This is a genomic window from Microcoleus sp. S28C3, assembly GCF_036700785.1.
Classification (GTDB): domain Bacteria; phylum Cyanobacteriota; class Cyanobacteriia; order Cyanobacteriales; family Microcoleaceae; genus Microcoleus; species Microcoleus asticus.
Map to the genome: position 1 here is coordinate 80,538 of NZ_JAUBPO010000006.1, position 21,211 is coordinate 101,748.

A 21,211-nucleotide genomic window follows, 5' to 3' on the forward strand; every position below is an offset into this window, starting at 1 on the left:
GAAAACACATCCAGTGGGCACAGGTAAAAGCGTGAGGCTAAAATTTAATTGTACGAGCACGATCCTGCCCGAATTATCGCCTTTTAATAGAGCCAAAAAAAAGCTATTCCCAAAGTAACTAAAGTCAGCGGCAGCCCGAACCGCAAATGTTCCTTAAAAGTCAGCCGATCGCCTGATTTCCCTGCAACTTCAGCTACAATTAAATTAGCCACAGAACCCAACAAAGTTAAATTCCCCGCCAGAGTAGAACCCGCCGCCAACAAAAGCCAAGCTTGTGTATCTGTTTTGACAATCACCGATTGCAGAACTAACACCGCGGGTACGTTAGAAATTAAGTTAGAAAGAATTACCGTTACTCCCAACAAACTCAGCGGCGTACCAGTCAAATTAGTTAAATTGTCCAACAAACCCAGTTGTTGAGTTGCTTTAGTAACCACAAACAATCCCGCAAACATTACTAGCAAATTCCAGTCAACGCCTTGCAAAATGCGATCGGACTTGACGCGCCTAGTAATTAACAATACACTGGCAGCTATCCAAGCAGATTCTGCTAAAGGTGCTCCCGCCAAAAAAGCTACTAAAAGTCCTGCTGTCACCCACAAACTTTTTGCTAGTAAAGGCTTGAACAATCGATAGCGGACTTGGGGAACCTCCGGCAAAGATTTGCAAGAACGCACTTCTGGATAAAGCAACCACAGCCAAGCTACTTGAACCAGCAAACAAATTAAAGCTACCGGTGCGAGAGAGCGGGCAAATTCTAAATAACTAATTCCCGAAAAAGAACCGACGAGAATATTTTGCGGATTCCCACTCACAGTCGCTACCGAACCTAAATTAGTTCCTCCGGCTAAAGCTAAAAGATAAGGGATAGGATTGAGAGACAAAGAGCGAGTCAGACTCAGTGTTAAAGGGGCGAGCAAAATAGCAGTAGTGTCGTTAAGAAAAAATGCCGATAGAATGCCGCTGCCAAAAGTAACGGCCACCATAATGCCGAAAGGAGAACGAGTAAAGCGAGTTAAAAACTCCAAAGCGAGTTGAAAAAAACCGGATGCTCCCAAAGCCGAATTAACGATCATCATTCCCAGCAAAAAAACGATCGTACCTGGGTCGATCGCCTCCCAAGCAGTTTTGAGGTTGAGTATCCCCAAAACCACTGCCAAAGCTGACCCAACAATGGCGATCGCCGCCCGGTTCATCCGCAGTCCCGGCAAATATCCCAAACCGAATCCCAAGTAAGTCAGTCCCAATACTAGGTATTTGAGTGTTATCATATATACTTAAAACCATTGATTGCCGTTTTTTTCGATTGTCTGGGATGCTAAAAGTACAGACCGGGTAATTGCAGCTAAACCTGCTGGCATTGCAACTAGCGGGAAATATCGCCGGCAGACGGTCTACCAACTACAAACAAACAAAGTGGTTGCATTGGGAAGCGAAAAGCAGGGTGCTGGACAAGTTGTAAATTTATTACAACTTGTAACTTTTTTCAAACAACAGGTTTAATTTAGTTTCACAAGAAAGTTAAATTCCAGAAAGTAAAATTAATTACAGTCGAGTTAAGCTAAAAGTGTTTGCTAAAAAAAGTAATTCAAGCAACCCAGAAACCAACAATTCTCACTTAACCGACACGGAGGGCGAGCTCGCGGCAGCCAAACTTTCGTACGGTCAACAAGTCGAACAGGATTGGTATCTAACTCTCTACGACAATTTTCCTGGCATTTACTTCGTCCTAGACGCTTTGGGAAGAATTTTTTCGCTCAATCAATTCGGCGAGTCTCGCCTCGTATACAAATCGCAGGAATTAATTTGTCATTCAATTTTTAACATATTTTACTGCCAAGAGCAAGGGCAAATGCAGGCAGAATTTGCCGGATTGGCCCAGCCGGAAAACGGTACGGCAACTCCAAAAGTTGCCTGTTGGGAAGGTAATTTGACTTGCAAAGACGGCAGGATTATCGCGGTAAAAGCAACCGCGCGCGCAATGCTTGCGGTTGACTGGAAAATAGAGGAAAATACCAATGGTCGCTCAATTGCCAATTTCCAACTGCCGGCTGTACTGTTAGTTTGCGAAGAAATTAAAACCGCTTCGCAGCCATCTAGGCTATCGGTGCCGCCCAAACAGAGAGAAAATTGGCGCAGTCCAACTTGGGCGATCGCAAAATTAGCCAAAAGTCAACTTAAACAACGCCACAATCTAGAAGGATTCATCCGCGAAGTAACAGAAACTGCTGTCAGTATTGTCAACTGCGATCGAGCCAGTATTTGGCTGTACGGCGAAGACAAAACGCATCTTCACTGCATCGACCTTTACGAACAAAATACTAAACTCCATTCCGTACAAATAATCATCACAGCCGCCGACTGTCCGGCATATTTTCAAGCTTTAAGCTCCGCAAGTGCGATCGCAACTGTGGCAGCAGAAAATGACCCGAGAACGCGAGAACTTGTCGGTCCTTATTTTGCCGATCGCGGCACCACGACTTCCCTGTTAAACGTACCGATTGTGCTGGCAGGTCAAAGGTTGGGAATAGTCAGCGCCGAACGCCACGGTTCTGACGGCGATTGGACGGAAGAAGAACAGGAATTTACCCAAATATTAGCAGATTTTGTATCGTCAAGTTTGTCAGTTAGCGAAAGCTTTAAATTAGAAGCAATGCGACGCGAACAGCAGCAAAACTTGCTGACCAAATACTACGACCAACTAGAAGAAAGAGTAGAAAGACGCACTGCTGAACTAAAAAAAGCCAACCAAAAACTGCAACAAGAAATAATTAAAAGAAAACAAGCAGAAGCAGAACTGCGCCGGCAGCAACAAGAACAGCAAATTATTTTTGATTCCGTGCCGGCGATGATTTGGTACAAAGATACCGAAAGCCGCCTGCTGCGAATTAATCAAGCTGCCGCTGCATCGAGAGGTTTGCCCGCAGCTCAATTAGAAGGTAAATCTTTTTATGAAATATATCCAGATGAAGCAGAGCAATATTATTTAGAAGATTTGGAAGTAATCAATTCCGGTCTTCCCAAACAGGGTAAAGTCGAACTGCTGCCAACTGTCTCGGGTCAAAAATGCTGGGTGCGGACAGATAAAATACCTTACCGCGACGAAACAGGTAAAGTTGCTGGCGTGATCGTGTTTGCAGTAGAGATTACTGATTTAATTCGAGTGGAAAAAGAACTGCGAGAATATCGCGATCGCCTCGCAGAAAAAGTCGATAAACGTACTGCCTTGTACCGGCAAGCTATGGCCGCTTTGTACTCGGCAAATATGCAATTGAAACAGCTAATTAGCAACAGCTACTCCCGCCGCGAAAATGGCAGGAATACAGTAGTACCGAGCTTGCTTGAATCCGAAGCTTATTTTGAAGCAGTTGCCGTGGCTGACCGCGACACAATTTTGAGCGTCAGCAGCAATTTTGCCGAGCTGTTCGGTTACGAACCTGCGGAAATGGCGGGAATGAGCTTGCTGGAACTGCTGTCGCCGAAATCATACAAACAAGCGGCGCAAATGATTTCAGCAGCCACCAATACAGTCTGTGAAACTATTTTTCTCAGGCGAGACGGAACTGCTTTTCCCGCTGATGTGCGCAGCAAATTCGTATTGTGGGAAGGTCGTTTAGTGCAGGTGAAAGCAGTGCGAAACCTCACGGAACGCAAATTAATCGCAGCAGAATTAGAGCGATCGCGCTCTCTGCTGCACGCTACATTGGAAGCAACGGCAGACGGCATCCTCGCCGTTACTACCGCCGGAGAACTGATTAGTTTTAACGAAAAGTTAGTCCAAATGTGGGGAATTTATGAAGAAGTTAGAAACTCAATGGATAGAACGGTGCGGCTAACATTTCTCACCAAGCAAGTTAAAGATCCGAGCGCTTTTTTGCAGAGAGTTAAAGAAATTTATAGCGATGCGGAGTCCGAAGGCTGCGATATTATTGAATTTAAAGACGGCCGCACTTTTGAGCGCTACACGCAGCCGATTCGAGTCGGACAAAATATTATTGGCAGGGTGTGGCGCTTCCGCGATATTACCTCTCGCGCAAAGGTGACGGCAATGTTGGGAGATTCTCAAAGGCGCTTTCGGGCAATTTTTGATTCTTCTTTCCAATTTGTGAGCTTGTTGAAACCGGACGGCACTCTGCTGGAAGCTAACCGAACTTCTCTGGATTTCGCGGGAATTAAGCTGCGGGATGTGGCAAATAGACCGTTTTGGCTATTGCCGTGGTGGGGAGATTCTGAGGAAGTTCGGGAACAGTTGCAAGATGCAATTTCTCGATCGGCAAAAGGTGAATTTGTTCGCTACGAAGTGGAACTTCAAGGTGCAAATCGGACGGCAATTGTTGATTTTTCTCTCAAACCGGTCGCGGATGAAACTGGCAAAATAGTATTGCTGCTGCCGGAAGGTCGGGACATTACTAAAAGTAAGCAAGCCCAAGTAGCGCTGCGGCAACAAATAGAACGGGAACGCCTGATCGCACAGATTCAATCGCGCATCCGTTCTTCTCTGGATCTCCAAGATATTCTCAACACTACAGTAGCGGAAGTCCGGGAGTTTTTGGCAACCGATCGCGTCCTGGTTTTCCGCTTCCGACCCGACTGGAACGGAGATGTGGTGGTGGAGTCAGTTGGAGAAGGATGGATTCCACTGAAGGGGGTGCCAATTGACGATTGCTGTTTTGCTAATACTTACATCGGACAGTATTTAATGGGCCGCATTCGCGCCATAGAGGATGTTCATGCTTCTAATTTGAGCGAGTGTCACCTTAATTTTTTGGCGGCGTGTCAGGTGAAGGCAAATTTGGTAGTGCCGATTGTCCAGCAGGGAATGGAACCTAGGGAAGGTAACGGTTCTTGTCAAGTGCCGAAGTTGTGGGGTTTGCTGATTGCCCACCACTGTTCGGGACCCCGCCATTGGCAGCAGTTTGACATGGATTTGCTGAGTCAGTTGGGCACTCAAGTGGCGATCGCGATCGAACAATCTTTACTTTACCAACAGTTAGCTGCTGCTAACCAGCGGTTGGACGCGTTGGCGAATTTGGACAGTCTGACTCAATTAGCTAACCGCCGCCGGTTTGATGAGGTGATCAACGGGGAATGGGAGCAGTCTAGCTCTTCGGAACCGCTATCTTTGATTATGTGCGACATTGACTGTTTTAAACTTTACAACGACAATTACGGCCACCAAGCCGGGGATGCTTGTTTGCAGCAAGTGGCGCGGGCGATCGGGGATGCTTGCACGAACGCACCTGCAGAACGCCTCTATTTGGCTGCTAGGTACGGCGGCGAGGAATTTGGGATAATTTTGCCAAATACGGATATCGTGGCTGCACAGGCTGTTGCTGAGGGAATCCGCAGCCGCGTCAAAGCCTTGGCAATTCCCCACATCAAGTCTGTTGTCAGCGATTGCGTGACTCTCAGCTTGGGAGTTGCGGGCGTTTCGGAAAATCAAAATTCCCCGAAAATGCTGATTGAAGCGGCGGATAAGGCACTTTATCGAGCTAAGTCTGGCGGGCGAGATCGAGTGGCGATCGCGATTAGTGAGTAGTCAGGTTATTTTAGATTTTAGATTTTAGATTTTAGATTTGGGAATTACTGATGAAGCTGCTGGTTTGGAGCTTGTCTACAGTTGCATTCTTTTTTTGAAACTGGTATTACTAAAAAAACGATCGCCCTAACTGGCATAAAGTTAGTGCGATCGCGGTACTATGAATTAGCTATCTATTAATCAGATTCGGTGCGGAATTTTTACGCATTTCCACGAAAATTGTTACAAGACTTCACAGAAAGAGGAGAAGAGTGGGAGATGCGGAAATTTTTCCTTCTAATGACTAATAACTACTGACTACTGACTACTGACTAACCTATTTAGCTAACAGTTTTTGAAACACCTCATACATATCCTCAGCCAACTTTTTAGGATTCCACAAAGGGGCGAGATGTTCTGGCTGCTTAGATTTTACTAAATGCTCTTTCACCGCATTTCTCAAACCCGCATCGCGGCCAAACTTAACTCCCAACTGCGTGTATTCCTCCCAACTCCACGCCGCACCAACATCAAGATTTGCACTTTTCATAAAAGCGTAACCCATCCGCGAAAGATATTGGTCGCCAGATCGAGTTACCACTGGCAAATTCGCCCACAAAGCCTCTAAATTGTGAGTTCCCCCGTTGTAAGGATAGGAATCTAAAAGCACGTCGGCTACATAATAAATAGCCCGGTGTTCTTCCTCACTTCTGGTTTGCCCTATAAACTTAATCCGAGCAAAATCTACTCCCTGAATTTCGCATTCTTCGCGGTAAGTGCTGTGAATAACATCGGGGTCGCCTTGACCTTTGCGGATTAACCAACTCTCTGGTACTTCCTTAAGGATTTTAACTTGAGCTCGTACCATTTCGGGATTGGTTTTTCTCCCTGGCGCAACGCACAGATAAGTCATTTGATCCAAGCCAATTCCGAGAGCATTTCTAATCGCCTCTCGGTTCACAGGAATGCTTTGCAGTTCGCCAATTGCTACCGAACAAACAGGCAATCTCACTAACTGTTCTAAGTAATTTTTTTCAACACCAGGGGGGTGAGTGTGTTCGTCGCACAGAAAGTAGTGATTATCTGAAATGTATGGTGCGTCGAATCCTAGCCAAGAAACGCAAATTCCCGCAGGATATTGGTATAAGACTTCGACATTTGTTGGCACTGTCATCGAGTCTAAGTCTATCAAAACATCCAAGTTGTCTTGCGCTACTTCGGCGAAGATTTCGCCGCCATCAGCAAAGCCGTTTGGATATTTTTTAGGCCAGTAAAACTTGCCCGCCATTTCTTCAAACCGCTGCGTAACTTCATCTCGATTGAGTTTCCCGGTGACGTAAAGGTGAACGTGGGGGGTAATGCGGCTTAATTCGCGGATTAAAGCTTCGCTGCACCAACCTACCGAGTGGCGGCGGAAGTGTTTGGAAAGAAAGCCGATTTTTAAAGGCTGTTGTTTGATTTGGTAAGTGGTTGGCTTGATTCTGTTAATTTGCTGCCGCAGCGGGACGGCTTTTTTGTAGTATTCTTTGGCAATTAGTCTGTAGAAACTGGCATTTTTTTCGCGGTTGTCTCGCAGGTGAGAAACTGCAAACAGGAAGATTTCGTAGAGCAGTTTTAGTTCGATTACGCTAAAGCTTTCCACCTTTTCGTAGCAGAGTTTTTCGATTTCTTCGAGTTTCTGAATAGCCTGTTTGCTGACACCGGATTGCAGGTAGGAAAAGACGTAGGCTGTAGCTGACATGATTGGGGCGACATCGCCGCAGTTTTCGCAGTATTTGTCGGCTACATTGCGGGCTCCGGCAAGGTTGGTGGAATGGCTTAGCAAGTCGCACAGTTGTTGGTGGGCTTCGCTGAATTTGGGGTTGCATTGGATCGCCTTTTCAAAATTGGCGATCGCGTCCAACGGCTTATCTTGTTTCTGAATGTGTCCCATGCGGCAGTAAACCTCTGCCCAATCCGGTTTTAATGCCAAAGCTTGCTGATAGCTGGCTAAAGCTTCTTCCAGCCGTCCCTGCATGGAAAAACAACTGCCGAGGTTAGCGTGAACTTCCGGCCAATCGGGCTTGATTTTCAGAGTATTGCGGTAATTAGTAATTGCTTCGTCGTACTTGTTTTGCTGTAAAAAAGAGTTGGCTATATTGAAGTGCAAAACTTCTAATTGCGGCTTTAAAGCTACAGCTTTCTGATAGTAAGCGATGGCGGCGTCGAGATTGCCTTGTTGCGATCGCGCGCTGCCGATGTTACCGTAAGCTTCGGCCCAATCCGGTTTAATGGCGATCGCTTTTTCGTAGCTTTCGATGGCTTCCTCGCGCTTTCCTTCGCTGAAAAGTCGATTACCTAAGTTAAAGTGGAAGTCTGCGCCGACTAGCTGCGGGTTGAGTTCGGATGTTCTTTTAAAACAGGCGATCGCTGCTGCGATGTTGCCGTGTTTCTGATATACTTTCCCTAAATTCCAGTGAGCTCCTGCTAAATCTGGACTGAGGGCAATGGCTTGCTGGTAATGGGCGATCGCTTCTTCCAAACGCCCCATTTTGAAATACATACTGCCGATATTGGCCCGCACTTCCGCAAAATTTGGCTGCAATTCTAGGGCTTGAGAATATGAACGAATGGCAGCTTCATTTTTGCCTACTGCTTGCAAAGCATTGCCTAAAGTGACGTAAGCGTGAATGAAATCTGGTCGGATTTTGATCGCTTGCTGGCACGCGGCGATCGCCTCTTTAATTTTACCTTCAACTAAAAACTGTTCTGCCAGTTTTTTGTACGGTTCTACTTCTTGAAAATTGGCAACTTGCCCGCTATCTGGAACATTGAGCGAGGTAACTTGTTCGGAAACTTCGGCGGGGTTTGTAAACGGAGTATTTAAAGTCTCAGTGGTTGGTGCTGGCGGCAAATTTATGCTCGAAGGCTGCAAGCCGTAGCCTTCATCTTTGTTGACAGATACTGGTTGCTGTTCCTCTGATTCTGTTTCTAATTCGATAAATTTGCTGTCGGTAGTTTCCCGCTCTTTTTGTGAGATCAAACTCGATAGTTTCTCAGCAGCGGTGGCATCTCCCGGTTGCAGTTGCAGCACTTTTTCATAGCAAGCAATTGCTGCATCTAACTTTCCTTGCTGCTGCAAAACGCTGCCCAGCATCAAATTAATCGAACACAATTTAGGATTAATGGCGAGAGCTTTTTGGTAATAATTTGCTGCCTGTTCCAATTGCCCTAACTTGTAATACATACTGCCGAGATTCGCGCTAGCTTCGGCAAATCTCGGCTGAATTTCTAAAGCTTGCAAATAAGCTTTAATTGCCATTTCGAGCTTGTCTTGAGCGTGCAGGGCATTGCCCATTGTCAAATAAGCCGGAGCAAAATTTGGTTTGAATTTAAGAGCGAGATTGCAACAGGCGATCGCACTTTCAAATTCTCCTTGCAAAACATAAACTTCCGCCAACTTTTTGTGAGATTCGACATCTTCCCCGTTAAACTCTAAAGCTTTCTTGTAATCTGCGATCGCCTCATCAAGCCTGCCTGCATCTTTCAGCCGATTTCCCTTGACAAAATAAGCTTGAGCTGCTTCTAAATCCACCAACGAATCCGTTATCATTTGCTCTGCCATTCTTACAGGTTGTACAGTAATACTATTCAGCCATTCTACCCACTGTCGGGATCGCACAGACCAAGTACACCCTCGATTTATATATTCTACTTGCTGTCTCAGATGATTTTCAGCAGTTGCGCCGCCCGCACCCGTGCCCTCATTTAAAACTCCGACTATCGCCTCTAAAAACCGCCTTGTATATCCCTCCCAATCTGGTTTACCAGCCCGCTTCCAATTAGTTATCGATGCAAAATTTTCCACGCCTGACATTGAAACTAGACGGGCAAATCCAGCCGTTGTTTCCGGCAAAGCTGCCAATTCACTCGTCACAATCCGGCAACCGCAGGCCATTGCCTCCATCACGGCAATAGATGAGGTTTCCAAATAGGTATTCGGGTAAGCTAAAACCGCGACTGAACGCAGTTGCCGGACGAGTTCGGGTTGCGGTACGGAACCGACGTACTCGACGCCTTCTGTTTCCTGACACTGGCGGTAAAGTTGACCGAAAAAAAGCTGGTTATCATTGTCGTCTATTTGGTGTACTTTCATGCTTGAAAATACTTTTAATCTGGTTCCGGGGACAGCTTGACGAATTTCGGGAAATACTTTTAACAAAATATCGAGTCCGCGAAATGGAGTGCTGGTGTAAGCTAAAATGGGCGGTCGAGATTTATGAGAGAGGATAGAACTGTTATCGGCAAAAATGTTAGCAAAACAAGGTGCGATCGCATTTCTTAAAATACAACTCCGATTGGAGTCAATCCCAAAGCGCCGGTGAAATTGCTCGCGCTGCCAGTCGCTGACAAATACAAAGGCATCGCAAGCATTGATTTCTTGCTCATTCTTAAACTTTTCGAGGAATACAAAGCCCGGTTCGTTATGAATCCACAAAATTAATTTAGTTTGTTCCCCCAAAAGCGGCTTAACTTCCAGTGCTTTGCCGACTATATTGACTATAACTAAAAAATCGAGCGATCGCAGCAATTCTAAATTAGATTTGTCCCCCACCCTGCGCCTGCAATCAACGCCGCGCGACATCCCCGACTCGGAAGTATTGTTGAGCAAAAATACCTCGTTTCCCTGTGCTGCCAACGCCTCGGCTAAGTAACAAATAGCCGACTGAGTGCCGCCCAAAGGTTTGCAGTAAGGAGTTTCAATTTTGTAATCCCAAGTGTAGGTATCGAGAAATCCGATTTTCATTAAATGGTATAATCTTAAAACTATTGAGGAGTACCCAACATGACCACAGAACAAGATCCCGTAAAATTGATGAAACAGCAAGTCGGCTTTGCTGCCGCCGATCGCGTAAAATCTGGTATGATTGTCGGACTCGGCACGGGGTCAACTACAGCTTATACTATTCAAGCATTGGGCGATCGCATAAAATCAGGTGAACTCAAAGATATCAAAGGAGTGCCGACATCTTTTCAATCAGAAGTGTTAGCCAAACAGTACGGAGTACCGCTGACAACACTAGATGAAATTGACAAAATTGATGTTGCTATTGACGGCGCTGATGAAGTAGATCCCCACCTCAACTTAATTAAAGGCGGTGGCGCAGCCCACACCCGCGAAAAAGTAGTCGATTACCTCGCAACTCAGTTTATTGTAGTAGTTGACGGTTCCAAAATGGTTGATAAATTGGGTTCGACTTTTCGCGTTCCCATCGAAGTTATACCGATGGCATTAACACCAGTGATGCGCGCCATTGAAAAATTGGGTGGCAAACCCGAACTCCGCATGGGCGTAAAAAAAGCAGGCCCGGTAATTACCGATCAAGGTAATATGGTAATTGATGTCAAATTTGATGACATTGCCAACCCCGGAGAAATGGAAAAAAGCTTGAATAACATTCCCGGTGTGTTAGAAAATGGTTTGTTTGTAGACTGTACAGATTTGGTTTTAGTCGGCGAAATCAAAGACGGAAAACCCGTAGTACGGGAGATTTCTAAATAGTCAAGACTGGCCCGCTGGTGGTCAAAAACTATTTGTGGAACAGGCATCTTGCCTGTTCAAGAGAATGCTGTAATATGGGAGTTACCACCCGCAAAAATACCAAAAACAAGGTTTCTTACCCTATAGCAACCGCCAAGACTATTAAGAAGTTCTTAATCAGTGAAACCCTTGCGATTGTTACATCTTCCTTCTTCCTTCTTCCTTCTTCCTTCTTCCTTCTTCCTTCTTCCTGACATCCGTTACATCCGTTACATAATCCGTTGCCGAACTTCCTTCTGCTATAGCTTTGACTTTGATTATAATGATGCAATATCGCAGATTCGGTCGCACAGAATTATCCATGCCCGTCTTTTCCTGCGGTGGCATGAGATATCAGTACAAATGGCAAGACGTGCCAGCCAATGAAATTCCCCCAGACAATCAACAAAATCTAGAAGCGACGATTCGCTACTCGGTTGAATGCGGCATAAATCACATAGAAACCGCTCGCGGTTACGGCACTTCTGAGATGCAACTGGGATCTATTTTCCCGAATTTTCCCCGCGAAAAATTGATAGTGCAAACGAAAGTTAGCCCCAAACCGAACTCCCAAGAGTTTCGCGAAGAATTTGATAAATCCTTAGCTTATTTGCAACTGGAATACGTCGATTTACTGTCGCTACACGGCATTAATACGTGGGAATTGCTAGAGGAGTCTATGCGTCCGGGCGGCTGCATGGATGTGGCGAGAAAGTTGCAAGCAGAAGGGAAAGTTAAGTTTATTGGTTTTTCCACTCACGGCCCGACGGATGTGATTGTCAAAACCATTGAAACTAATCAGTTTGATTATCTTAACTTGCACTGGTACTACATCAATCAAATTAATTGGCCGGCTATTGAAGCTGCTAAACGTCACGATATGGGCGTTTTTATTATCAGTCCTTCCGACAAAGGGGGTCAACTTTACAGCCCGCCGCAAAAATTGGTAGACTTGTGCTATCCGCTGAGTCCGATGGTGTTTAATGATTTGTTTTGTTTGTCGCATCCGCAAGTACACACTTTAAGTTTAGGCGCAGCCAAACCTGAAGATTTTAACGAGCATCTGAAAGCTGTAGAATTGTTAGATAGAGCTGATGAAATTTTGCCACCGATATTAGCCAGGTTGGAAGATGCAGCAATTAATAAATTAGGAGAAGATTGGTTTAAGACTTGGCACGTCGGTTTACCAACTATAGAAAATACTCCCGGAGGTATTAATATTTATGTGATTCTGTGGCTGTGGAATTTGGCGCAGGCTTACGATACGATCGACTATTGCAAGATGCGCTACAACCTCTTAGGTAATGCGGGGCACTGGTTCCCGGGCCAAAAAGCCGATCGCCTCGATGAATTAGACTTGCGCCGCCCTCTCGCCCACAGTCCCCACGCTGCTAAAATTCCCGGTATTCTTCAAGCAGCCGATCGGCTTTTTGGAGGCGAAGCCATCCAGCGCTTGTCCCAAGAATAATCAAAAAACAACCCGGTTTCGAGACAGAAACCGGGTTGGGGAACCGGAGCACGTGAGTTAGTTACGCGCACACAATTAGCCTATACTTGAGAAACTCTCACAACCATCGCCCATCCGTCTCATCCATTCGGGCGATTCAACTTTTTTTCTCAACTCGCTCCCATTTTGCTTCAATCTGAGATAAAACAGTTAATAATTCACTTAGGTATTTTTTATGACTCTCAAACGCCGAGATTTCTTGTATTTGGTGACTGCCACCGTCGGAGCTATTACCGCAGGTGCTTGCCAAGCGTCAGGAAATAATGTATCGCAAGCAAGTCCAGTTGCAGAAAGTCCAAAAATAGCCCAAACTCCCGGGCCTTTTACACTTCCGCCTTTGCCTTACGAATACAATGCTTTAGAACCGCACATCGATGCGCGGACAATGCAATTTCACCACGACAAACACCACGCCGCTTACGTTAAAAACCTCAACGATGCTGTCAGCAAATATCCGCAACTCAAAAATATCACTGCGGAAAATATGCTGCGAGATTTGAGCAAAGTGCCTGAAGATATTCGCACAACCGTGCGCAACAATGGCGGCGGACACCTAAATCACAGTATGTTTTGGGCAATCATGACTCCCAACGGCGGCGGCGAACCGACAGGGGCAATTGCAACAGCAATTAAGCAAAATTTCGGCAGTGTTGACGATTTTAAAGCAAAATTTAACGATGCCGGCGCCAAGCGTTTTGGCAGCGGTTGGGTTTGGCTAGTCCGCAATAAAGCCGGCAAACTTGAGATTACAACTACTGCCAATCAAGACACTCCTTTGATAGATGGCAACTATCCAATTATGGGTAACGATGTTTGGGAACACGCTTATTATCTCAAATACCAAAACCTGCGCGCCGACTACTTAAAAGCTTGGTGGAATGTTGTTAATTGGGCGGAAATTAACAAGCGCTACGAACAGGCGAGCGCCTAGTTCAACAAAGTTTGTTGTTATACTCCAATAACAAACTCTGTTTTAAGTAGGTAGGCGCTGTAAAACACAATTAAGTAAGTAAATGATTGTAAAATATGCTGAGCCTTAAGCGTGGCTGACTTAGCCCTGTTTAAATACTGTTAAATGGTTCAGTTTAATGCCGCCTACCTACTTATCTTGAAATTCTGCGGTCAAACTCGGGCTGCCCTCAATGTACAGTCCACCATCTACCTTTAACACGCTGCCCGTGATGTAGCTAGCTGCATCAGATGCCACGAAAACTGCTGCTTTCCCTAAGTCTTCCGGGAAGCCCATCCGGCCAAGAGGCATTCGGTGGCTGAACGACTCAAGCAATTCGTCGCTGTACCAGCGCCGCTCACCCGGAGTGTCAGTCCACCCAGGCTCTAGAATGTTGACCCGAATTTTGTGCCACATCAGTTCATTTGCCATAGAAAGAACGAGGTGATGACAGGCTGCTTTGGTGGTGTTGTAGTCAATCGCACCCTTATACGGAAAATGAGCGTGGGGGGATGAGATATGGATAATCGAGCCTTGGGCCTTCCTTTCCACCATACGGCGGGCGACTATTTGACATACGTGAAATACACCGTATACCCCTATTTCTAGTGTCCGCTGTAAATCCTCAAATTTAGTTTCTAGCAAGGTGTTTCGGACGCTAGCGATCGCATTTGTTACTAGAATATCGATTAGACCGAGTTCTTGCTCGCATCTATCGACCATCCTTTCCACTTGGTCGCGCTGTGAGACATCTGCTTGAATTGCGATAGCGCGACGGCCGACAGAGTGAATCTGGTTGACTATTTCTCGCGCCGATGTTTGAGAATCGCAATAGTTGACACAAATATCGGCACCAGATTTGGCTAATTCAAGGGCGATGCCAGCACCAATTCCTTTCGAGCTACCTGTGACAAGTGCAATCTTATTGGCAAGCATAGTTAGTATTGAAAAACGGCTATAGCTAGCGCACGGGACGCTCGAACTGCTGTACAACTTTCCGCAAGTAAACGCAGTGCCGCGCCCCCTGACTCGTCGGCGTTGTGAATGCTTCTACTGACTCAACTTTACCGCCCAAATGCTCGATCGCCCTTTGCAACTCCGTTTCTTCTTCCACCGTCCAATTCCCACGGTAAAGTACAGCCAAACCGCCATTTTTCAGCAGAGGCAGCGCGCATTTAGCGCAGACAGGAGCGGCTCCCACTGCTCTGAGAAGTGCTAGATCGTAAGCTTGTTTGTGCTGTGGCCCTCGCGCAATTTCATCGGCTCTGCCCAACAAAGTTGCAGCATTTTCTATCCCTAAAGACGGTACAACTGTTTCCAAAAAAGTAATTTTTTTGCGCGTAGAATCGAGCAAAGTAACTGATAGTTGCGGCAGGGCGATCGCGATCGGCAGACCCGGAAAACCCCCACCCGTCCCAATATCGATCGCTTTGTGTACCGGCTCGGCGGCCAATTCTGGATTTTCCGCCGAATTGTGATTAGCTGGCAGCAGTCTCGCAATTCCCCGCAGAGAATCCCACAAATGTTTTTCCCAAAACTCCATCGGCTCAGTAATTCGAGTTAAATTCAAGGAGCGATTTCCCTCGACAATTAACTCATAAAGCCGCTGAAATTGTTGCTGCTGCGACTCATCCGGCTGCCACTTCAGCGTTTTTTGCCACAACTCGTTCATCTCCGGTAGCACAGGCATTGTAATCTGATTCATCTTGTTATTGCCACTTTTTCCTAAACTATGCAAATTCTCTTCGCCCAAAAATGCTTCACAATGCGATCGACCCGCCCGCCCGCACTAACTAATGACTAATGACTAATGACTAATGACTAACAAAACTCGTTTCCTTAGCTTCTAACTTAGCCCGATCGACCTCCTGCAAATCCCCGTGGTCTAAAGTCCAAAATCTGTCAGCAACGCTCAGCAAATCGCTAGCATCGTGAGTAACAATCAACAAAGTCCAGTGACTTTTCAACTTGCTCAACAAGCTTACCAACTGCCGCCGCATCGACCAATCCAAACCCGCCGTCGGTTCGTCCAAAAGTAGCAAATGCGGCTGCCGAATTAACTGCACTGCCAGGGCTACCCTCCGCTGTTGTCCGCCGCTCAAAGCGTGGGGGGAAGCGCGCAGCGGCAAATGTCCGAGCCCCACTTCTGCCATTGCTGAGTTAATTTGTTCTTGTCCCAATTCAGGATGTCCCAGCCGCAATTCTTCTAAAATTGTGCCTCCGCAAAAATGCCTTTCTGGAAACTGGAACACTAAACCTCCTAACTCTTGCAAGTGTTCCGGTGTTAATTCTTGTTCCCGCCAACGGATGTCGCCGCTAGTTTTTTCTGCTAAACCTGCTAATATTTCTAATAGCGTACTTTTGCCAGAACCGCTGCGACCGACAATCAGCCCCATTTGCTGCGAGGGAAGTTCTAAGTTAATATTTTTCAGAATAGCATTCGGACAGGCTGTAGGATGATATACTAAGTTTTTTAGATAAAGCATTAACGCAATTGGTAATTGGGGAGAAGGAAGTTCGCTAACTAACAGTGTACGGGATTTAACGGATTTAACGGATTTGTGCTATTAATAGTTAAGGCTGTTTCTGGTTGTTGCCTATCGCACACAATTATTTTACATAAATCTTAACAAAAATTTCCTTTTTTTCAGGATTGGCGTTTGATTTTTCAGTTTTTTCATGGTATATTTTAATAATGGAAATCAGTCCGTTTATATATCACAACTCACACTTCCATTATTAAAATATACCGCAACAGCTAGAAAAAATCAAGCAAATTTAACTCTTTTTTTGGTCGCGACCCGAGAGTCTGAAAATTTAACTCTCTTGTTTATAGTTTACAGTATATTCCATTGAGAGAATTGACGATGACGAAAACCCCTTTAGCATCGCTGGGCAAGCAAATGTTAAGTTCTAAACAGACAGTGCGGGCGATCGCCTGTGCAGGAGCGATCGCCCTCAGCATCTGCATTAACTCGGCAGTAGCGGGCGATCCCTTTCGCAGCAGCAACCCGCAGGCGATCGGCCCCAACACCGAAACCGCTTTCAAAACAATGTTTCAGCAAGGAAACTACAAACAAGCAAAAACTCAAATTCAACAAGCACTATCAGCCGAACCAAACGAGCCGCTAGCCTATGCAATGGCAGCCTCCCTCTCATACATCGAGCAGGACTTAAACTCGATGAATTCCTACGCACAAAAAACTCGCGCAGTCGGGGAAAAATTGACTAAAACTAATCCATTGCGCGGCAACATCTACACAGCAGCAGGTCACTTTCTAGAAGGGTCGCACATTATAGCCAAAGAAGGAACAGCCAAAGGCGCGCCCCAAGCTTTGAGTAAATTGCGAGTAGTATTTCAATACCTAGAGGCCGCCGATAAAATAGCGCCCAACGACCCCGAACTTAACCTGATTAAAGGCTACATGGACTTAATTCTAGCCACAAACCTGCCCTTTTCCAACCCCAACGAAGCCATTCAAAGACTGGAACAAAAAGCCTCTCCCCGCTACTTAGCTTATCGCGGCATGGCAGTAGGCTATCGAGACTTGAAAAAGTACGATCGCGCTTTAGAATTTGCGAACAAATCGCTAGCAGAAACGCCAAATAATCCCGAAGTTCTCTATCTAAAAGCACAAATTTTGTTTTCCCAATCCCAGGGGAAAGACGGCAACAAAACCTTACTTGAGGAAGCCCGAAAAAACTTCGACGCAGCCTTAGCAAAACCCGACCAACTGCCGCGCAGTTTAGTAGCCGAAATCTTCTTTCAGCAGTGCAGAACCCGCAACCGTCTCGACAGCCAATCTCGCGCCTGCGACCCGATGCGCGATAAAATTAGAGATGCAGATGGAGTCTGGGGGCCGACAGCCTTACCACCACTATAAAAACACCAAAAAACTATGCAAGTAGAGTTTCGCGAGTTTAACCCCTTTGACCTCTGGATTTGGCTGAAGTTCAGCAACGTGCCTTCAAACGGTGAAAAACAGTATGTTGAAGAAGTGTTTGACTCTTGGTTTTTCTTGGGAAAACTCGGAGGATTTAATGCGGAAAATTTGCAAGTTCAAGATGAAGGCTTAGATATCAGTCAGATGAATTACGATGTTAATCTAGCCGACCAAAGCATGATGGCTTTGATGCACAATATGGGAGAAATGGAGTATCAAGGTTCTTGGGCTCGCTGCTGGTTTGATTTGGGCACTAGCGATGCAATTGGCCTCGATGTTTTGATTAATGTTTTCCAGCAACTCAGCAAAGAATTCGTAACGATTGAAAAACTCATTATTGGTGGGGAAAATATAAACTGGCCCGTTGACAACACTCGCCGTCGAGAGGCTTTTGCTGCTGATAATTAGTGATTAGTCATTACTCATTAGGGGCGGATTCTACTCGTTACTAGGCTCTGCCTGGTAACGCATATCCGGAGGCTCTGCCTCCTATTTTGCTGCTCCGAAAGCGAGGCAGAGCCTCTGGACATTGATTCCTAGGCAGAGCCTAGGAACCAGTTAACTGATAACTAATGACTGATGACTAATGACTGATAACTAATTATGCAAAAAGGTACAATTCGCGTAATTGTTTTAGGATTAATTCGATCGGGCGATCGCATTTTCGTGTCAGAATGCGAAGATCCGGTCAAACAAGACACGTTTTACCGAGCTCTGGGGGGTGGCATAGAATTCGGAGAACACAGCATCGACGCTTTGCAAAGAGAGTTTCAAGAAGAAATTCAAGCCGAGTTAACAAATATCAAATATTTGGCTTGTTTGGAAAATTTTTTTATTTTTAATGGTCAAGCCGGACACGAATTAATACAACTATACCAGTGCGATTTTGTCGATTCCAAATTTTATCAATTGGAGAGTCTGGATTTTGCAGACGGAGATGGGGAACATACTGCATTTTGGATGCCGACCGAGCGCTTTCGCTCAGGCGAATTGCGCCTAGTTCCAGACAAATTTATCGACTACTGCGAAGGCTAATAACTCAACCAGTAACAAAAAACAAATACCTGATATGGAGGAATTAAACCTAAAATATTTGCCGTCGGGGCCGGTTTCACCTGAAATATTGGCGATAACTAACAGGATGAATAAACCCGCCCCTTCCTTCCGCCCCCCGCATTACCCGGAGCTACCTTACACTAGGCAGCGTACTCAACACCTGATAGAGCAAAGAGTTGATAAAACCGAGGGCGATAGCCCCCAGCAAAGCACTCCAAATTCCCCACCGCAAGCGAAATCCTTCGACAAGCCAAGCCGCCAATCCAAAGATAGCAGCATTAATCAAAATCATAAACAAACCAAAAGTTACCAACACAAATGGAAAACCCAAAACCACAAAAAGCGGCCGCACCAAAGCATTCAGCAATCCAAAAACGGCAGCCGAAATCATCGCTTTTCCAAAAGTGTCAATGTCCACCCCTATGGGCAACTTGGAAATAATAAAAAAGCTCACCGAAGTTACCAGCCAAGCAATTGCCAGCGAAACGATATCCATGTGTTCATCTCCTTAAAAAAGCTAAACATTAAATCGGAACAACAGCACATCCCCCTCTTGTACAATATACTCTTTTCCTTCACTGCGAACTAAGCCTTTTTCCTTAGCCGCATTCATAGCGCCCGTAGCAACCAAATCTTCATATGCTACAGTTTCGGCCCGGATGAAACCCCGTTCAAAGTCCGAGTGAATCACCCCCGCAGCTTGCGGTGCTAGCATTCCCGCGATAATCGTCCAAGCGCGAGTTTCTTTCGGCCCGCTAGTAAAATAAGTCCGCAAACCCAATAATTCGTAAGTAGCTCGAATCAAAGATTTCAAGCCACCTTCTTTTACTCCCAGAGATTCTAGGAAATCCGTTCGTTCTTCCTCGGATAACTCCACCAATTCTGACTCAACTTGCGCCGAAACTATGACAACCTTAGCATTTTCTTTAGTTGCTACTTCCCGCACTTGTTCGACATAGCTATTTCCTGTTGCTAAATCGTCATCAGATACGTTAGCAGCATAGATAATTGGTTTGTTGGTCAGTAATTCCAAACCTTTAACTAATTCAGCTTCTTCATCTGTGAAACTGTACTGCCGCGCTGGTTTCCCCGCATTCAAAACCGCGACTAATTTTTCGAGTACATCCACTTCGGCCTGAGCTTCCTTGTTGTTGCGGGCCAGTTTGCGAGTGCGATCGAGCCTGCGTTCAATTTGAGCTAAATCTGCTAAAATTAATTCGAGATTGATAATGTCAATATCTCGCTGGGGATCGACAGAACCGGCAACGTGAATGATATCATCATTGTCAAAACAGCGGACAACGTGGACGATCGCATCTACAGCCCGAATGTGAGACAAAAACTGATTTCCCAGTCCTTCCCCCTGACTCGCCCCCTTCACCAAACCCGCAATATCCACAAACTCCATCCGCGTGGGCACAGTTTGCGCGGAATTGGAAATATTGCTCAGCACCTTCAACCGTTCGTCTGGCACTGCCACGATACCGGTATTTGGCTCGATCGTACAGAAAGGAAAATTAGCAGCAGTCGCCTTGGCATTAGCAACCAAAGCATTAAATAAGGTAGATTTGCCAACATTAGGCAATCCGACAATTCCGGCGGTGAGCATAGGTATTTAGAAACATATCACTGTATCAAAATATCATAAGAAATAGCAATATATCTGACTTGTCCCTTCTAACTTCTACAGCTAAGCTTGAATAAATATCTAACTTGAGGTAGATAGGTAAATGATTAACAAGTTGTTAAGCAAAGTAACGATCGCTGCGGGGCTCTCGCTGCCCCTGTTAGCGCTGACAGCAGCTAGCGTTTTCGCTGAGATGGTCAAAGTTTCGGTGATTAACAACAGCGGCAAGACGATGACAGCCGTTTATATTTCTGCTCCCGATAAGGATACTTGGGGAGAAAACGAGCTAGACGGCTCGATTGCCGATCGGGAAAAGGCAGATTTTGAGTGGAATCAAGCTGACTACGGCGGCTCGGATGCGGGCTGTGTTTTCGATGTCAGGGCCGAATACTCTGACGGCAAATCCACTGATTTGGAGGCTGTTGACCTTTGTAAAGAGACTGCGCTCAACTTCAATTAATTGATAATTTAGGCAAAAACCGAGTATTTTCAAGTCTGATATTCAACAAAAATATTGGGGACTTTGGAGAAACCCGGTTTTTGCGATCAACCTCACAAACAATCTTAAATTTCGCGATCGACTAAAACATAATTTAAATAGGTTCAGGGATTGTCTGAGGAATTGGCCCTGGCACCGTCTGAGGAATTGGCGAAGGTACAGTTTCCGGCACCGGTTCGGGAATTGGCTGCGGAATTGGTGCAGGTACCGGCTCCGGTACTGGTCCGGGAATGGGTTCGGGAACAGGGCCCGGCACTGGTGGCGATGCGGGTATAGTCGGCAGCCCCGGTTCGGTGCTGGGAATCTGCGGGCCTGGAAATGGATCGGGAGTGGGATAAATCATGTTAGTGTTTTGCTCGCTAATAGAGGTGTTTCAAAAACATTTGCTCGCAACTACTCGCTATATTTTATAACAAAGATAACTGAGTTGTGGTAGTGTTCTATATCATAATTATAAACTAAAGATTGCGGCGGAGACATCTATCTAAATAACTATAATTAACTGTTACTTCCAGAAAAAATTATGCCTTTGGTATTAAACTAAGTATGTG

At 45.7% G+C, this 21,211-nt stretch carries 17 protein-coding genes; 8 read left to right on the top strand and 9 right to left on the bottom strand.

The window, feature by feature from the left end; translation table 11 throughout:
• Positions 1–83: 83 nt before the first annotated feature.
• The gene (locus tag QUA13_RS03615; RefSeq protein ID WP_333196689.1) at positions 84–1,271 is read right to left on the bottom strand and encodes an anion transporter; all 1,188 of its coding nucleotides are present in this window, start codon (positions 1,269–1,271) and stop codon (positions 84–86) included.
• Between the two features lie 296 nt (positions 1,272–1,567).
• Here QUA13_RS03615 and QUA13_RS03620 point away from each other — a divergent pair, with 296 nt between their 5' ends.
• Positions 1,568–5,539: a PAS domain S-box protein gene (locus QUA13_RS03620; RefSeq protein WP_333196691.1), complete on the top strand. Its 3,972-nt coding sequence runs from the start codon at positions 1,568–1,570 to the stop codon at positions 5,537–5,539.
• Between the two features lie 316 nt (positions 5,540–5,855).
• Here QUA13_RS03620 and QUA13_RS03625 read toward each other — a convergent pair whose 3' ends face one another.
• Positions 5,856–10,304 (bottom strand): tetratricopeptide repeat protein, encoded by a 4,449-nt coding sequence (locus QUA13_RS03625; RefSeq protein ID WP_333196693.1) that lies wholly within the window; start codon positions 10,302–10,304, stop codon positions 5,856–5,858.
• Between the two features lie 39 nt (positions 10,305–10,343).
• Between QUA13_RS03625 and rpiA the strand changes: the two genes are divergently transcribed.
• Positions 10,344–11,060, top strand: a complete 717-nt coding sequence (rpiA, locus tag QUA13_RS03630; protein WP_333189599.1) for a ribose-5-phosphate isomerase RpiA — start codon at positions 10,344–10,346, stop codon at positions 11,058–11,060.
• 177 nt (positions 11,061–11,237) lie between these two features.
• Here rpiA and QUA13_RS03635 read toward each other — a convergent pair whose 3' ends face one another.
• Positions 11,238–11,402 carry a hypothetical protein gene (locus tag QUA13_RS03635; RefSeq protein WP_333196694.1) on the bottom strand — a complete coding sequence of 55 codons (165 nt, stop codon included), beginning with the start codon at positions 11,400–11,402 and terminating at the stop codon, positions 11,238–11,240.
• On the opposite strand from QUA13_RS03635, the gene QUA13_RS03640 reads away from it, so the two are divergent.
• Positions 11,362–12,546, top strand: coding sequence for an aldo/keto reductase (locus QUA13_RS03640; RefSeq protein WP_445242674.1), 1,185 nt, complete (start codon positions 11,362–11,364; stop codon positions 12,544–12,546). The genes QUA13_RS03635 and QUA13_RS03640 overlap by 41 nt on opposite strands.
• Positions 12,547–12,760: 214 nt before the next feature.
• Complete coding sequence (locus QUA13_RS03645) at positions 12,761–13,516, top strand: Fe-Mn family superoxide dismutase (RefSeq protein WP_333196695.1); 756 nt, start codon at positions 12,761–12,763, stop codon at positions 13,514–13,516.
• 168 nt (positions 13,517–13,684) lie between these two features.
• On the opposite strand, the gene QUA13_RS03650 is transcribed toward QUA13_RS03645, so the two are convergent.
• The 3 genes from QUA13_RS03650 to QUA13_RS03660 form a co-directional block, all read right to left on the bottom strand.
• On the bottom strand, positions 13,685–14,470 hold the full coding sequence (locus tag QUA13_RS03650; RefSeq protein ID WP_333196697.1) for an SDR family oxidoreductase: 786 nt from the start codon (positions 14,468–14,470) through the stop codon (positions 13,685–13,687).
• 25 nt (positions 14,471–14,495) lie between these two features.
• Positions 14,496–15,239 (bottom strand): 16S rRNA (guanine(527)-N(7))-methyltransferase RsmG, encoded by a 744-nt coding sequence (gene rsmG / locus QUA13_RS03655; RefSeq protein WP_333196698.1) that lies wholly within the window; start codon positions 15,237–15,239, stop codon positions 14,496–14,498.
• Positions 15,240–15,348: 109 nt separating this feature from the next.
• Positions 15,349–16,020 (bottom strand): energy-coupling factor ABC transporter ATP-binding protein, encoded by a 672-nt coding sequence (locus QUA13_RS03660; protein ID WP_333196700.1) that lies wholly within the window; start codon positions 16,018–16,020, stop codon positions 15,349–15,351.
• A 381-nt stretch (positions 16,021–16,401) separates the two neighbouring features.
• On the opposite strand from QUA13_RS03660, the gene QUA13_RS03665 reads away from it, so the two are divergent.
• The 3 genes from QUA13_RS03665 to QUA13_RS03675 all read left to right on the top strand — a co-directional run bounded on the left by QUA13_RS03665 (position 16,402) and on the right by QUA13_RS03675 (position 18,513).
• The gene (locus tag QUA13_RS03665; protein ID WP_333196702.1) at positions 16,402–17,418 is read left to right on the top strand and encodes a Sll0314/Alr1548 family TPR repeat-containing protein; all 1,017 of its coding nucleotides are present in this window, start codon (positions 16,402–16,404) and stop codon (positions 17,416–17,418) included.
• A gap of 15 nt (positions 17,419–17,433) precedes the next feature.
• Positions 17,434–17,886, top strand: a complete 453-nt coding sequence (locus QUA13_RS03670) for a DUF3531 family protein (RefSeq protein WP_333196703.1) — start codon at positions 17,434–17,436, stop codon at positions 17,884–17,886.
• A 195-nt stretch (positions 17,887–18,081) separates the two neighbouring features.
• Positions 18,082–18,513: an NUDIX domain-containing protein gene (locus tag QUA13_RS03675; RefSeq protein WP_333196705.1), complete on the top strand. Its 432-nt coding sequence runs from the start codon at positions 18,082–18,084 to the stop codon at positions 18,511–18,513.
• A gap of 151 nt (positions 18,514–18,664) precedes the next feature.
• Here QUA13_RS03675 and QUA13_RS03680 read toward each other — a convergent pair whose 3' ends face one another.
• A complete protein-coding gene (locus QUA13_RS03680) occupies positions 18,665–19,030 on the bottom strand; it encodes a phage holin family protein (RefSeq protein ID WP_333196707.1) in 366 nt (121 codons plus the stop codon).
• Between the two features lie 21 nt (positions 19,031–19,051).
• The gene (gene ychF, locus QUA13_RS03685) at positions 19,052–20,143 is read right to left on the bottom strand and encodes a redox-regulated ATPase YchF (RefSeq protein ID WP_333189592.1); all 1,092 of its coding nucleotides are present in this window, start codon (positions 20,141–20,143) and stop codon (positions 19,052–19,054) included.
• A 121-nt stretch (positions 20,144–20,264) separates the two neighbouring features.
• Between ychF and QUA13_RS03690 the strand changes: the two genes are divergently transcribed.
• Positions 20,265–20,621 carry a hypothetical protein gene (locus QUA13_RS03690; protein WP_333196709.1) on the top strand — a complete coding sequence of 119 codons (357 nt, stop codon included), beginning with the start codon at positions 20,265–20,267 and terminating at the stop codon, positions 20,619–20,621.
• Between the two features lie 133 nt (positions 20,622–20,754).
• On the opposite strand, the gene QUA13_RS03695 is transcribed toward QUA13_RS03690, so the two are convergent.
• Positions 20,755–21,003, bottom strand: coding sequence for a gamma-aminobutyric acid A receptor, epsilon-like protein (locus QUA13_RS03695; protein ID WP_172184733.1), 249 nt, complete (start codon positions 21,001–21,003; stop codon positions 20,755–20,757).
• Positions 21,004–21,211 lie beyond the last annotated feature (208 nt).

Coding starts and splice junctions, on each gene's coding strand:
- QUA13_RS03635 (WP_333196694.1), bottom strand. CDS start 11,402: ATGGATAATTCTGTGCGACCGAATCTGCGATATTGCATCATTATAATC.
- QUA13_RS03665 (WP_333196702.1), top strand. CDS start 16,402: ATGACGAAAACCCCTTTAGCATCGCTGGGCAAGCAAATGTTAAGTTCT.
- QUA13_RS03660 (WP_333196700.1), bottom strand. CDS start 16,020: ATGCTTTATCTAAAAAACTTAGTATATCATCCTACAGCCTGTCCGAAT.
- QUA13_RS03695 (WP_172184733.1), bottom strand. CDS start 21,003: ATGATTTATCCCACTCCCGATCCATTTCCAGGCCCGCAGATTCCCAGC.
- rsmG (WP_333196698.1), bottom strand. CDS start 15,239: ATGAATCAGATTACAATGCCTGTGCTACCGGAGATGAACGAGTTGTGG.
- QUA13_RS03675 (WP_333196705.1), top strand. CDS start 18,082: ATGCAAAAAGGTACAATTCGCGTAATTGTTTTAGGATTAATTCGATCG.
- QUA13_RS03645 (WP_333196695.1), top strand. CDS start 12,761: ATGACTCTCAAACGCCGAGATTTCTTGTATTTGGTGACTGCCACCGTC.
- QUA13_RS03690 (WP_333196709.1), top strand. CDS start 20,265: ATGATTAACAAGTTGTTAAGCAAAGTAACGATCGCTGCGGGGCTCTCG.
- QUA13_RS03615 (WP_333196689.1), bottom strand. CDS start 1,271: ATGATAACACTCAAATACCTAGTATTGGGACTGACTTACTTGGGATTC.
- rpiA (WP_333189599.1), top strand. CDS start 10,344: ATGACCACAGAACAAGATCCCGTAAAATTGATGAAACAGCAAGTCGGC.
- QUA13_RS03640 (WP_445242674.1), top strand. CDS start 11,362: ATGATGCAATATCGCAGATTCGGTCGCACAGAATTATCCATGCCCGTC.
- QUA13_RS03670 (WP_333196703.1), top strand. CDS start 17,434: ATGCAAGTAGAGTTTCGCGAGTTTAACCCCTTTGACCTCTGGATTTGG.
- ychF (WP_333189592.1), bottom strand. CDS start 20,143: ATGCTCACCGCCGGAATTGTCGGATTGCCTAATGTTGGCAAATCTACC.
- QUA13_RS03625 (WP_333196693.1), bottom strand. CDS start 10,304: ATGAAAATCGGATTTCTCGATACCTACACTTGGGATTACAAAATTGAA.
- QUA13_RS03680 (WP_333196707.1), bottom strand. CDS start 19,030: ATGGATATCGTTTCGCTGGCAATTGCTTGGCTGGTAACTTCGGTGAGC.
- QUA13_RS03650 (WP_333196697.1), bottom strand. CDS start 14,470: ATGCTTGCCAATAAGATTGCACTTGTCACAGGTAGCTCGAAAGGAATT.